At 63.4% G+C, this 13,829-nt stretch carries 11 protein-coding genes; 10 read left to right on the forward strand and 1 reads right to left on the reverse strand.

Annotated elements, in window-relative coordinates:
* Positions 1–37: 37 nt before the first annotated feature.
* The 7 genes from BLR35_RS05245 (at position 38) to BLR35_RS05275 (ending at position 8,028) form a co-directional block, all read left to right on the forward strand.
* Complete coding sequence (locus BLR35_RS05245; RefSeq protein ID WP_090378372.1) at positions 38–1,348, forward strand: Single-stranded DNA binding protein; 1,311 nt, start codon at positions 38–40, stop codon at positions 1,346–1,348.
* Positions 1,345–3,024: a hypothetical protein gene (locus BLR35_RS05250; RefSeq protein WP_090378375.1), complete on the forward strand. Its 1,680-nt coding sequence runs from the start codon at positions 1,345–1,347 to the stop codon at positions 3,022–3,024. Before BLR35_RS05245 ends, BLR35_RS05250 begins: the two co-directional genes overlap by 4 nt.
* 9 nt (positions 3,025–3,033) lie before the next feature.
* On the forward strand, positions 3,034–3,867 hold the full coding sequence (locus BLR35_RS05255) for a metallophosphoesterase (protein ID WP_090378378.1): 834 nt from the start codon (positions 3,034–3,036) through the stop codon (positions 3,865–3,867).
* 199 nt (positions 3,868–4,066) lie between these two features.
* Complete coding sequence (locus BLR35_RS05260) at positions 4,067–5,170, forward strand: branched-chain amino acid ABC transporter permease (RefSeq protein WP_090378381.1); 1,104 nt, start codon at positions 4,067–4,069, stop codon at positions 5,168–5,170.
* Positions 5,167–6,498, forward strand: coding sequence for a branched-chain amino acid ABC transporter permease (locus BLR35_RS05265; protein WP_090378384.1), 1,332 nt, complete (start codon positions 5,167–5,169; stop codon positions 6,496–6,498). The genes BLR35_RS05260 and BLR35_RS05265 overlap by 4 nt, the downstream gene beginning before the upstream one ends.
* Entirely contained in the window at positions 6,491–7,324 is an 834-nt protein-coding gene (locus BLR35_RS05270) for an ABC transporter ATP-binding protein (protein WP_090378387.1), read from the forward strand. Before BLR35_RS05265 ends, BLR35_RS05270 begins: the two co-directional genes overlap by 8 nt.
* Entirely contained in the window at positions 7,324–8,028 is a 705-nt protein-coding gene (locus BLR35_RS05275; protein ID WP_090378390.1) for an ABC transporter ATP-binding protein, read from the forward strand. The genes BLR35_RS05270 and BLR35_RS05275 overlap by 1 nt, the downstream gene beginning before the upstream one ends.
* 129 nt (positions 8,029–8,157) lie before the next feature.
* Here the strand turns inward: BLR35_RS05275 and BLR35_RS05280 are convergent, their stop codons facing one another.
* Complete coding sequence (locus BLR35_RS05280; protein WP_090378393.1) at positions 8,158–9,399, reverse strand: ABC transporter substrate-binding protein; 1,242 nt, start codon at positions 9,397–9,399, stop codon at positions 8,158–8,160.
* Positions 9,400–9,614: 215 nt separating this feature from the next.
* On the opposite strand from BLR35_RS05280, the gene BLR35_RS05285 reads away from it, so the two are divergent.
* From BLR35_RS05285 to BLR35_RS05295, 3 genes are all read left to right on the forward strand, one after another.
* Positions 9,615–11,159, forward strand: a complete 1,545-nt coding sequence (locus BLR35_RS05285) for an acyl-CoA carboxylase subunit beta (protein ID WP_090378396.1) — start codon at positions 9,615–9,617, stop codon at positions 11,157–11,159.
* Position 11,160: 1 nt separating this feature from the next.
* The gene (locus tag BLR35_RS05290) at positions 11,161–11,472 is read left to right on the forward strand and encodes a DUF8022 family protein (protein ID WP_090378399.1); all 312 of its coding nucleotides are present in this window, start codon (positions 11,161–11,163) and stop codon (positions 11,470–11,472) included.
* A 220-nt stretch (positions 11,473–11,692) separates the two neighbouring features.
* Positions 11,693–13,528: an acetyl-CoA carboxylase biotin carboxylase subunit gene (locus tag BLR35_RS05295; protein ID WP_090378401.1), complete on the forward strand. Its 1,836-nt coding sequence runs from the start codon at positions 11,693–11,695 to the stop codon at positions 13,526–13,528.
* Positions 13,529–13,829 lie beyond the last annotated feature (301 nt).

Genomic DNA, 13,829 nt, shown 5'->3' on the forward strand with positions numbered 1-13,829 from the left:
GAACGCTTTTAAATTTCCCTCGCAAAGTGGAGAACGAATGGAACTCGACAATCATGCCGAGGATCTCGCCTCCGACCTCGGTGTCGACAAAGAGGAGGTCAAAGCCGACCTGCAGAACCTGATAGAGTACAGCGTTCCCATCGACGAAGCCAAACAGAGCCTCCGCCGGAAGTACGGCGACGGCTCGAGCGGCGGTAGCAGTGCGCCCTCGTCGAAGGACATCGCCGACATCGCGCCCGAAGACAGCAACGTCACCGTTACCGGCGTCGTCCTCACCGCCGGCAAACGCTCGATTCGGTACCAGGGAGACGATCACGTCATCGTCGAAGGCCGACTGGCCGACGACACCGGCGTCATCGACTACACGTCCTGGGAGGACTTCGGCCTCTCGCCGGGCGATACGATCACCGCGGGCAACGCCTCCGTCCGAGAGTGGGACGGCGAACCCGAACTCAATCTCGGCGAGAGCACGTCGCTTTCCTTCGAGGAGGAATCGCTCGAGACTCCCTACGAGATCGGTGGCGAATCCGACCTCGCCGACCTCCAGACCGGTGACCGTGCGGCCGACGTCGAGGTGACCGTCCTCGAGTGTGAGCGCCGGACGATCGACGGACGTGACGGCGAGACCGAGATTCTGAGTGGCGTCTTCGGCGACGAGAGCGGCCGCCTGCCGTTTACGAACTGGGATCCCGCTCCGGAGATCGAGGAAGGAAACGCGGTCCGCATCGAGAACGCCTACGTTCAGGAGTTCCGCGGCGTCCCCGAGGTCAACGTCTCGGAGTTCTCGACCGTGACCGACCTCGAGCGCGAGATAGACGTCGGGGCCGATACGACGACGATGGACGTCGGTGAAGCCGTCCGAACCGGCGGCATCTACGACGTCGAGGTAGTCGGAAACGTCATCGCGGTGCGGGACGGCTCGGGGCTCATCCAGCGCTGCCCCGAGTGCTACCGCGTCATCCAGAAGGGGCAGTGCCGGACCCACGGCGACGTCGACGGGATCGACGACCTCCGCGTGAAAGCGATCGTCGACGACGGCACCGGGACGCTGACCGCCGTCCTCGACGACGAGTTGACCGAAGATGTCTACGGCGGCAGCCTCGAGGACGCCCTCGAACAAGCTCGCGAGGCGATGGACCAGGAGGTCGTCGCCGACCGGATCCGCGAGCGGATCGTCGGCCGCGAGTACCGCGTCCGCGGACATCTCTCGGTCGACGAGTACGGCGCGAATCTCGATGCCGAGACGTTCGAGGAGAGCGACGACGACCCCGAACAACGCGCACGAGCGTTCCTCGAGTCACTCGGGACCGGTGGTGCTGACGAACGCGAGACGGAGGTGAACGCATGAGCGCCAACGACGAGGAGATTCCCGGACGGGAAATCGCCTATCGGCTGTTCGCGACGGAGTACGACGACGCCTCGATGTCCTACGCCGAGAGCGACGAGGAACGCGCGCCAAACTACGTCATCTCACCGACGGGTGCCCGGATCAACCGCCTGTTCGTCGTCGGGACGCTCACCGAGGTGACGGCCGTCAACGACGAGATGGTCCGCGCCCGTATCGTCGATCCGACCGGCGCGTTCGTCGTCTACGCCGGCCAGTACCAGCCCGACGAACTCGCGACCTTAGAGAGCCTCGAGCCCCCGGCGTTCGTCGCGGTCACTGGCAAGGCACGGACCTTCCAGCCAGACGACTCGGATCAGGTCTACACCTCGATCCGTCCCGAGAGTATCGCGACCGTCGACGCCGACACCCGCGACCGCTGGGTCGTCAGCGCCGCCAAGGAGACGCTCGAGCGGATCGGCACGTACGCTGCCGCCGCGAATCTGGACGGAAGCGGCGACGAACTGACCGAGACGCTCCACGAGGCCGGCGTCGAGAACGGACTGGCCGCCGGCGTCCCGCTCGCACGCGACCACTACGGGACGACCTCAGCCTACCTCGCGGCCCTGCGCGACCGTGCAATCGAGGCCGTCGAGGGCGTCGCTGGTGAGCGCGATCAGGTCGAACCGCTCGAGGTAGCACCCGGCGAGTCACGCGCTGCCGATTCGAGTTTCGAGTCGCTGGCCGACCTCGGAACGGATCTCGAGTTGCCCGTCGGAGCCGCCGATACCGAACAGTCCGACGAACCGATCGCGGCGGCAACCGGGGAGGACGACGCCGAAGCGACCACGGACGCAGTCGCCAGCGGGTCCGCGACCGGAACGGCGACCGCCAGCGACTCGAGTCCGAGCGACGACGCCGAGGTTGAAGCGGACGAACCAGCCGAACTCGAGGAGACCGACGAGGCAACGCCGTCGGCGGAGACGGCGACCGACGGCGTGGACACCGAATCCGAAGAAGTGGACGACGGATCCGACGACGTTGACACTGAACACGAAGAAGTGGACGACGAACCCGTCGACGAAGACGACGCGCCCGAAGAGCCGACATCCCAACCGGACGACGAGTCCGGCGAACCTGCCGACGAACCCGCAGACGTCGACGCGGAATCCATGGACGCCGGCATGTACGAGATGGACGAGGAGGAGCGCCAACAGATCGAAGAGGAGTTCGGAACCGAATTCTCGACGGGTGCAGAGGTCGAAAGCCCGGGTGAAGCGGACATCGACGTTCCGGAACCCGACCCCGAAGCAGAATCGGACGCCGATGCCGACGACGACATTGGCGCCGCACCGACGTCGGGACTCGAGGACAACGAACCGGCTACCGAAGACGCTGACGACGAACCGGCTACTGAGGACGATGACGCCGAACCGGCTACCGAGGACGATGACGCCGAACCGGAGGCCGACGCCGACGACAGCGAGGACGACACTGACGATGACGTCGACCTCGAGACGTACGTCGTCGAGACGATGACTGAACTCGACGACGGCGACGGGGCCGATCGCGCCGAACTCGTCGATACCGTCACGGACGACCTCGAGGTCGACGAGAGCGAGGTCGAGGACGCGATCCAGGACGCGCTGATGGGTGGCCAGTGTTACGAACCCAACGAGCAGACCCTGAAGCCGATCTGAGACGCTGCAATGTCCCAGGATACGACCGGTAGCGACGAGATTCGCGTCGAACCGGTCCCCGGCGAACCCGCCGCGACCGCGACGGCTGGCGGAGACCGCCTGCTGCTCGTCGCCGACTACCACGCCGGCTACGAGGCTGGCCTGCGGTACGAACGCGGCGTCGACGTCCCGAGTCGCGCCCCGGACCGCCGCGAACGCTTGCTCTCGCTGCTCGAGCGCACTGATCCCGACCACCTCGTCGTCCTCGGTGATCTCATGCACTCGATCGGCGACCCCGGCGGTGCCGAACGCGGCGAACTCGAGGTGCTGTTCGAGTCGTTCCCTCCGACGCTTTCGGTGACGGTCGTGAAGGGTAACCACGACGGGAAGATCGAGACGTGGCTCGTCGACGATAGCGAGTACGGCGACGGCCCCGCCGACGTAACTGTCGTTCCAGGCGACGGGATCGCTATCGACGGCATCGGCGTCTGTCACGGCCACACCTGGCCCGCACGCGAGGTGCTCGAGAGCGAAGTGATCTGTCTGGGACACGAACACCCCTGCGTTCGCCTCGAGGACGAGGTCGGCGGCAGCCGCGTCGAACGGGTGTGGCTCCGCGGACGGGCTGATCCGGCGGCGTTTCGAGAGCACTACGATACGAACGGTGAGGGTCCGGGGGTCGCAGGCGACGGCCGGCCGCCATCCGGTCTGATCGTACTGCCGGCGTTCAACGACCTCGTCGGCGGGACCTGGGTGAATCTCCCGGACCAGTCGTTTCTCGCACCGTTTCTGCCGGACGGCCTCTCGGACGGGGAGGCCTACCTACTCGACGGAACGCGACTCGGACCGTACGACGCCATCTGAGCGGTGCGGTAGGGTGGCGGGGCTGCTCGCATTCGAACGCGGTCCTCACTGTTAATGGGGAACACGAAACAGAGTTCGTCGTCAGGAGTACCGAAAGCCCAGTAACATCCGTTATGCTGACTGTTTTCGAATGAGTCAAAATCCGCCGACCCCTACGCTGTCGTGAACTATTTGAACCCCCGGTGTAACACTCTGACGTATGAGTACAAGTAACGTGAGGGGGCGACTCTCTGAGCTTTCGCCACAGGAAGCTGTCGGTGGGATCCTGTTGCTCGGAATCGTTCTGCTCGCTCTAGATCTGATACGTCTGGTGATAACTGGGGAACTGCCGCTCGGACGGCTCTGGGCCTATACGTGGAACGGAATCGTCGACTCGCTGTACATCGGCCTGGCTGCGATCGGATTGTCGATGACCTACAGCATCCTTCGGTTCGCGAACTTCTCGCACGGGGATCTCCTCACGACGGGTGCCTTCTCCGGTTGGACGGTCGCCTACCTCGTTGGCGGACTCGGCCTCGCGGATCTGGGTAGCCGACTCCTCCTCCGGGCGGACGGGGGTGCAGCGCCCGGAATCGTAGGAATGGACGTCCTCGCGTCGCCGCTTGCGATCGTGCTCGGCCTCGTTTTCGCCGCCGTCGTCACGGTGCTCGTCGCGCTTGCGATCGATCGACTCGTCTACAGGCGGATGCGTGATGCAGGCGGCATTCCGCTGTTGATCGCGAGCGTCGGCGTCGCGCTGGCGCTCCGGTATCTCATCGCGCTGTTCTACACGACGGACACGCGAGGTGTGGTCGCCTCGGCACCGGAGGTCTCGGTCCCCGTTCTGCCGATCGAGACGATCGATCTTCACGAGGCGACGCTCGTCGTCTCCGCCCTCACGCTGATACTCGGCGTTCACCTGCTCTTGCAGTACACCAAACTCGGGAAGTCGATGCGTGCGATGGCCGACAACAAGGACCTCGCGCTCATCACGGGTATTCCGACCGAGCGCGTGATCTTCGCGACCTGGGTGATCGGCTCCGGACTCGCAGGCGTCGCTGGCTACCTGATCGTCCTCGATCGCGGCCAGATCACGATCAACCTCGGCTGGTTCCTACTCCTGTTGATCTTCGCCGCGGTCATCCTCGGCGGGATCGGTTCGATCTACGGTGCGCTGGCGGGATCGCTCATCATCGGGCTTACGATCAATCTCTCGCTGATCTGGATTCCCGCCGACCTGAACGAAATCGCGGCGTTCACGCTGATGATCGTCGTGTTAATTTTCCGGCCGCAGGGCCTCTTCGGAGGGGTGGAGACAGCATGAGCGAGACCGACTCCGACATCGCCGACGGAATCGTACCCGACGACCTGCCACAGTGGGCGAGCGACCTGCTGTTGATTGCCGGGATCGTCGTCGCAACCTACGTCGGGTTCGCCGTTGTCGGTCTGCTTGCCGGCGTTTCGGTCAACGAGATCGTCGGTTTCCTCCAGCAGGTCACGTTCTTCGCGGCCGTCTACGCGCTGGTCGCTCTCGCACTCAACCTTCACTGGGGGTACACCGGTCTGTTCAATATCGGTGTTGCCGGCTTCATGGCGGTCGGTGTTTACACGATGGCGATTCTGACCGCGTCGCCGGACGGGTCGCCCGCCGGTCTGGGACTTCCGATTCCGGTCGGGATCATCGGCGGCATGATCGCTGCCGGTCTGGTCGGACTCATCGCCGCACTACCGGCCTTGCGCGTCCGTGCCGACTACTTCGCAATCGTGACCCTCGGGCTTTCCGAAATCATCCGGCTCGCGCTGTTGTCCGGATCGCTTCGATCGGTCGAGATCGGCGGCACCGAGTACGGAACCGGCGGTGGCGGTGGCATCCGGTACACGCCGGTCGACAGCATCGTTCCGTGGTTGCTGGACCTACCCGTCCTCGGCATGCTGGGAGAGCAACTTATCCTGTTCGGCAGGCTGTTCGGCGTCCAGCCATCGGTTATCGAGAGCGGACTCTACACCGGCATACTGCTTGCGTTCGTCGTCCTCTTTTACCTGCTGTTGACGCGAATCGCGTACTCGCCGTTCGGACGACTCCTGAAGGCGATCCGCGAGGACGAACTCGCAGCACGTTCGCTCGGCAAAAACACTGACCGCGTGAAGGTGATCGTTTTCGTCGTCGGCTGTTCGCTAATGGGGCTCGCGGGCATCCTCTGGATGGGAAGCCGAACCCTGGTGAGTCCGAGCAGCTTCATGCCGATCATCACGTTCTACATCTTCGTTGCACTGATCGTCGGGGGTGCCGGGTCGAACACCGGTAGTGTCGTCGGCGGATTCGTTTTCGCCGCGTTCCTCTGGGAAGGACCACGATTCATTCGGGCAATCGTGCGTGCAAATCTGGATACCCGTTCACCACCGACGATCTACGACGCGTTCGTCGCGCTCGGCAACGGCGATCCGCTGGCGCTCGTCGGGTACACCGTCGGAACGCTCGACGAGATTCGATTCATCCTCGTCGGCGTCGTCCTGATCGTGCTGATGATCTGGCGACCCGACGGTCTGCTCGGCCACCGGAAAGAAATCGCGGCGGCGACGGACCTTTCCCAGCGACCGACGACGGGCGGCGACTCGAGCGTGCGATCCGACGGAGGTGAGACCGATGAGTAATCTCGAGACCGAGGACGAAACGGCCGTATCGACTGCAACCAGTAGCGACCCAACCGATACGTCGATCCTGCGAGTCGAGAACATGATCAAGCGGTTCGGCGGAATTACAGCGATCGACGGTGCAAGTTTCGAGGTCGAACGCGGAACGATCACTGGCCTGATCGGTCCGAACGGTGCCGGGAAGTCGACCACGTTCAACTGCATCACGGGCGTCCACGAACCCGACGACGGTGCGGTCGTCTTCGACGGGACCGAGATCACGGGCCGAGACCCACACCAGGTCGCGAACCAGGGACTGGTCCGGACGTTCCAGATTGCCCGAGAACTCCCCGAGATGACGGTTCTCGAGAACATGATGCTTGCCCCCAAAGACCAGCTGGGTGAGTCGATGTGGCACTCGGTGATGCCGATCGCCCGCCAGGAGGTCGTCGAACAGGAACGAGAGCTCCGGGAGCGAGCCTGGGAAACCCTCGAGTTCTTCGAGATCGACCACCTCGCCGAGGAGTACGCCGGCAACCTTTCGGGTGGCCAGCGCAAACTGCTCGAGTTGGCGCGAGCGCTGTTGACCGATCCCGAGATGCTCCTGTTAGACGAGCCGATGGCCGGCGTCAACCCGTCGCTCGAGAAGAAGTTGCTTTCTCACATCCACGAACTGCAGGATCAGGGCTACACGTTCCTGCTGGTCGAACACGACATGGACGTCATCATGAACCACTGCGAACACGTTATCGTCATGCATCAGGGTCAGGTACTCGCGGAAGGGGAACCGGCAGCGGTCAAGGACAACGAGGAAGTCATCGAGGCCTACCTCGGAGGTGACGTCTGATGGCACTGCTGGACGTCTCGGATCTCGACGCGGGGTACGGCGACCTGCAGATTCTCGAGAACGTCGACCTGAACGTCGAGGACGGAGAGTACGTCACCATCGTCGGCCCGAACGGGGCCGGCAAGTCGACTGTGATGAAATCGATCTTCGGTCTGACGAACTACATGGGCGGTTCGGTGACGTTCGACGACGAGGGGATCCACGGCTACCGTCCGGAGGACATCATCCAGACCGGTATCGGCTACGTCCCACAGAACGACAACGTCTTTCCGTCGATGTCGGTCCTCGAGAACCTCGAGATGGGCGCGTACATTCTCGAAGAAGTCCCGGAGGACCGCCTCCAGCGGATCTTCGATCGGTTCCCGATTCTCGAGGAGCGGAAAGACCAGAAGGCCGGCACGATGAGCGGCGGACAACAGCAGATGCTCGCGATGGGGCGTGCGCTGATGCTCGAACCCGACCTGCTGATGCTGGACGAGCCAAGCGCCGGGCTCGCACCGGACCTGGTCGATGACATGTTCGACCGGATCGACGAGATCAACGACGACGGAACAGCAATTTTGCTCGTCGAGCAGAACGCAAAAGAGGCGCTCCGGCGCTGTGACCGCGGCTACGTCCTCGTCCAGGGACAGAATCGGTACGTCGACAGCGGGGATGCGCTTCTTGCGGACGAACAGGTCCGCCAGGACTTCCTCGGCGGCTAAGGGCAGCCAGACCGAACGCTTCTCTTCGCGATCGAACGGCCAACTCACTGTTTCGAAGACGGACACGACGAGTTACGCTACAAAAAACGGCTTCGAACGTCGTTCGGCGAAAAACGGACGAGCGACCGATTAGAAGTCGTGCTGATCGGTGACGTCGTAGCCGTCCATGTGGTACTCGAAGATGTCGTACGTCGCTGCTTCGAGGTCACCGTTTTCGTCGAAGACGACCTCACCAGAGGCGCCCTGATACTCGATCTCGTCGCCGTCTGCTGCCATCACGAGCCCTTCTGCGAGGTTTTCAGGGGTGACGAGTTCGCCGCCAGGGTCTGTCACTTCGCGGACCTGTTCACTGATAGCGGGGCCGCTGAGTTCGCCGGCACGGAGCTGTGCGAGAATGTGGATCGCCGTCGCGTCGTAGGCCTGAGCGGTGAACACGCCGGGTTCGCTGCCGTACTCGCTCTCGAACAGGTCCGTGAACGTCTCGGCGCCAGGGCCGGCGGCTGCCGGTGCCGTCCCGAAGACGTTTTCCATCGGATTGTCGACACCGGCGGGCAGGCTCTCGTCCTGTAGGCCGTCCGGGACGATGATCGGCGTTTCGCCGTCGGTATCCGAGTAGAAGTCACGGAAGATCTGTTCACCGCTGTCTGGATAGCCGACGACCAACAGAATGTCTGGATCGTCGGCCAGCGTCGACTCGAGTTCGGAGCTGTAGGACGGCTGTTCGGGCTCGAACGCAACTTCTTCGAGGACTTCGCCGCCGAGTGATTCGAACTCCTCGACGAACGCGTCGTTCAGCCCCTGGCCGTAGTCCTGGTTCAGGTAGAGCGTCGAGGCGGTCTCGTACCCCTCCTCTTCGAAGGCAATCTCGGCCATGACCGGCCCCTGCAGGGCGTCGGTCGGACAGGTCCGGAGCAGGTAATCGCCTTCCATGTCGGTGATATCCGGCGAGGTACTTGCCGGCGAGATGGCGACGGCCTCGTTCGGGAAGAACACGTCCTCGGCGGCAGCGATCGTCACTGGCGAAGCCGCTGCACCCGTGATCGACGGATATCCGGCGTCGACCAGCGACTGTGCCCCACTGATTCCCGGTTCGGGCTCGGATTCGGTGTCTTCCTCGCGAATGTCGATCTCGAAGTCGACGCCCTCGTCCTCGAGTTGTTGTGCAGGAAGGATCGCAGCGTCCCGGATCGGAGCACCGAGGTTGCCGAGGTCACCAGTTACCGGCTGTAGTACGCCGACCATTGCGTCTGGGCTGTCTTCGTCGCCCGTGCCAGCTTCGACGTCCTCTTCGTCGAGACAGCCGGCGACTGAAAGCGCAGTCCCAGCTCCTATTCCAGCAAGCACCCTTCGTCTGCTAACGTTGTATGCCATCAAGGAACAATGATAACCGCCAATATAAAGAGTTTATTGTGGGAAACGAGTCTAATATTGCGCGAATCGTAACAGAAAAGAAGGTGAAAGGACCATCGTCCGCCGACGGAACCATCGGACGGCGGTGAGCTTTCGGTTTGAATTGCAGAACGTTTTTGCTCCCCCTAATCGTTCTTTCGCCCGATGGACGGATTCGTGAGGGAACGATCATGACAATGGAGGAGCGAATCGGCGAGCTGGAGGATCTCCGCGAGGAGGCCCGTCTCGGCGGGGGAGAGGATCGAATCGAGAAACAACACGACAAGGGGAAGATGACCGCCCGGGAGCGGATCGACTACTTCCTCGACGACGGCACCTTCACCGAATTCGACCAGCTCCGGACTCACCAGACGAGTCAGTTCGGGATGGAGGAAAAGAAGATTCCCGGCGACGGTGTCGTCACCGGATACGGCGAGGTCAACGGTCGAACGGTCTTCGTCTTCGCCCACGACTTTACCGTCTTCGGCGGTTCGCTCGGGGAAGTGTTCGCCGAGAAGGTCTGCAAGGTCATGGACATGGCGATGGAAGTCGGCGCTCCCATCGTTGGGCTCAACGACTCCGCCGGCGCGCGTATCCAGGAGGGCGTCAAGAGCCTGGCCGGTTTCACTGAAATCTTCCGCCGGAACCAGGAAGCAAGCGGTGTCGTCCCACAGATATCCGGGATCATGGGTCCGTGTGCCGGCGGTGCGGTCTACTCGCCGTCGATCACGGACTTCATCTTCATGGTGAAGGATACGAGCCACATGTACATCACCGGTCCCGGTGTCACCGAGACCGTCACCGGCGAGGAGGTCACCCACGAGGAACTCGGCGGTGCGATGACCCACGCCGACAAGACCGGCGTCGCCCAGTTCGCCTGCGAGAGCGAAGAGCAGGCGCTTGACGACATCAAACGGCTCCTCTCCTATCTCCCACAGAACAACGTCGAGGACCCACCACGCGTCGACCCCTGGGACGATCCGGACCGGCGCGACGAAAAGCTCAAAGACATCGTTCCGCCGAGCCCACAGAAGCCCTACGACATGACAAACGTCATCGACTCGGTCGTCGACGAGGGCTCGTTCTTCGAGGTAGCCGAGAACTTCGCCCAGAACATCGTCGTCGGCTTCGGTCGACTCGACGGCCGCTCGGTCGGCATCGTCGCCAACCAGCCACGGGTCAACGCCGGCACGCTCACCGTCGACGCCTCGATGAAGGGGTCGCGGTTCGTCCGCTTCTGTGACTCCTTTAACATCCCTATCGTCACCTTCGTCGACGTCCCCGGCTACATGCCCGGCACCGATCAGGAACACCGTGGCATCATCCGCCACGGGGCGAAACTCCTCTACGCGTACGCGGAAGCGACCGTCCCGCTGCTGACCGTCATCACGCGGAAAGCCTACGGCGGCGCGTACTGCGTCATGGCCTCGAAAAACCTCGGTGCCGACGTCAACTACGCCTGGCCGACCGCCGAAATCGCCGTCATGGGACCACAGGGTGCAGTCAACATCCTCTACCGCCAGGAACTCGCAGAGGCCGACGACCCCGACGCCCTGCGAGACGAACTCATCGAGGAGTACCGGGAAGAGTTCGCAAACCCCTATACGGCGACCGACAAGGGCTTCCTCGACGACGTCATCGTCCCCACCGAGACCCGGCCGCGCCTGATCGACGACCTCGAGATGCTCGAGACGAAACGCGAGGAGAACCCGGACAAGAAACACGGCAACATCCCGCTGTAACATGAGTTCAGGACAGACAGAGTCGGACGAGAGTCCCGCTCTCGAGGCCGTCCTTCCGTCGGACGTCTCCCTCGAACTTCCGGAGGACGCCGACGACGAGGAGGCGGCGGCGATCGCGGTCGCGATCGGTGCGCACCTCCACGATCACGCGCTGGCCGTCGCTGCCGCTGCAGCCGACGGCGACGAAACGTGGGACGGCAAACGTTGGGCCTTCGCCGGCCGAATCCGGTCCCAGCAACGTCACAGCATTCGTGTGCCACGTAACGCGCCGACTGACGCCTGGTCAGCCGCGGGACGGACGGACCGGTTCTGAGGTCGGTTCACCGGTCCGGTACGAAACTGCTTCATACGGACTGCTGGAGGTCATTGTCAGGGCAACCGTGAGCCGTCCTGCGGTCGCTCCGGGAAATCGGTACAGCAGAACACATCAGTGGACGATCACCGAATTCCGGTGGTATCTGTGTGGTAATTGCTGATCTCTTCGTCACGTTGCGAAAAAGTAAGGTAGTGGCCCGACGACGGTTCCCACAGGAATGTTCAGGAAGGTCTTGGTGGCGAATCGCGGAGAGATCGCCGTCAGAGTGATGCGAGCGTGTGAAGAGCTGAACATCAGCACCGTCGCGATATACTCGGAAGCGGACAAGAACTCGGGGCACGTCCGGTACGCCGACGAAGCGTACAACGTCGGGCCGGCACGCGCGGCGGATTCGTACCTCGACCACGAAGCCGTCATCGAGGCCGCGCGCAAGGCCGACGCCGACGCGATCCACCCCGGCTACGGCTTCCTCGCGGAGAACGCCGAGTTCGCGGGCAAGGTCGAAGAAACCGACGGCATCACCTGGATCGGCCCCTCGAGTTCGGCGATGGAGTCGCTCGGCGAGAAGACCAAGGCCCGGACGATCATGGACGAGGCCGACGTGCCGATCGTTCCCGGGACCACCGACCCCGTCACCGAATCCGAGGAGGTCAAGGAGTTCGGCGAGGAGTACGGCTATCCCATCGCGATCAAGGCCGAAGGCGGCGGTGGCGGTCGCGGGATGAAGGTCGTTCGCTCCGAGGACGAGGTCGAAGACCAACTCGAGAGCGCCAAACGCGAGGGCGAAGCCTACTTCGACAACGACTCGGTCTACCTCGAACGCTACCTCGAGCAACCCCGCCACATCGAGGTGCAGATCGTCGCGGACGAACACGGCAACGTCCGCCACCTCGGGGAGCGGGACTGTTCGCTCCAGCGCCGCCACCAGAAGGTCATCGAGGAAGGCCCCTCGGCCGCACTGACGGACGAACTCCGCGAGAAGATCGGCGAGGCCGCACGCCGGGGCGTCGCCGCCGCCGACTACACCAACGCTGGCACCGTCGAGTTCCTCGTCGAGGAGGAACCCGGACGGGACGGCCCGCTCGGTCCGGACGCGAACTTCTACTTCCTCGAGGTCAACACTCGAATTCAGGTCGAACACACCGTTACCGAGGAGATCACGGGCTACGACATCGTCAAGCGCCAGATTCAGATTGCGGCGGGCGAAGAGATCGACTTCGAGCAGGACGACGTCACCTTCGACGGCCACGCGATGGAGTTCCGGATCAACGCCGAGAACGCCGCCGAGGACTTCGCGCCCGCGACCGGTGGCACCCTCGAGACGTACGACCCGCCGGGCGGGATCGGCGTCCGGATGGACGACGCCCTGCGGCAGGGCGACGAACTCGTCACCGACTACGACTCGATGATCGCCAAACTCGTCGTCTGGGGCGAGGACCGCGACGAGTGTATCGAGCGCTCGCTGCGTGCCCTCCGCGAGTACGACATCGAAGGCATCCCGACGATCATCCCGTTCCACCGGCTGATGCTCACCGACGAGGAGTTCGTTGCGAGTACGCACACGACGAAGTACTTAGACGAGGAGATGGACCAGAGCCGGATCGAAGAAGCCCAGGAACAGTGGGGCGGCGACACCGAAAGCAGCAGTGACGACGACGACGAGACCGTCGAACGCGAGTTCACCGTCGAGGTCAACGGCAAACGGTTCGAAGTCGAACTCGAGGAACACGGCGCGCCGGCGATTCCGGCCGGCGACGTCGACGCGAGCGGCGGTGGCCAGGCCAGTCCGCCACAGCCTGCCGGCGGCGACAGCGACAGTAGTGCCGACGTCGCCGGTGACGGCGAGACCGTCGACGCCGAGATGCAGGGGACGATCCTGGACATCGAGGTCGAGGAAGGCGACGAGGTCGCGGCCGGCGACGTGCTGGTCGTCCTCGAGGCGATGAAGATGGAAAACGACATCGTCGCCTCTAGAGGCGGCACCGTCACCGAAATCGCCGTCGAGGAAGATCAGAGCGTCGACATGGGCGACGTGCTGGTCGTCCTCGAGTAACGAACTCAGCGTTCGACTGCGTTTCTCTCTCGGTGGAAGGCGAACGTCTTCGGCCAAAGTTCGACACTGGTCCAGTACGAACTCCGGAATGCACGCGGACTCAGCCACATCCGTCTCGGGCGTGGTCTCGACCCTCTCGAAACACGTACCCCTTACCGCGTGCGAATCCGGGCGTTCGATGCCGCTGGGCATCGACGTCTGTACCCCATCAGGTTGTCGTCTTCCGGCGATCGGTCGTTCCAGTGGGCCGCGTCACTCACGTAACAGTCGTTCGGGCAGCCATAGACCGGTCGCCGATTGC

It is taken from the genome of Natronobacterium texcoconense, from assembly GCF_900104065.1.
Classification (GTDB): Archaea; Halobacteriota; Halobacteria; order Halobacteriales; family Natrialbaceae; genus Natronobacterium; species Natronobacterium texcoconense.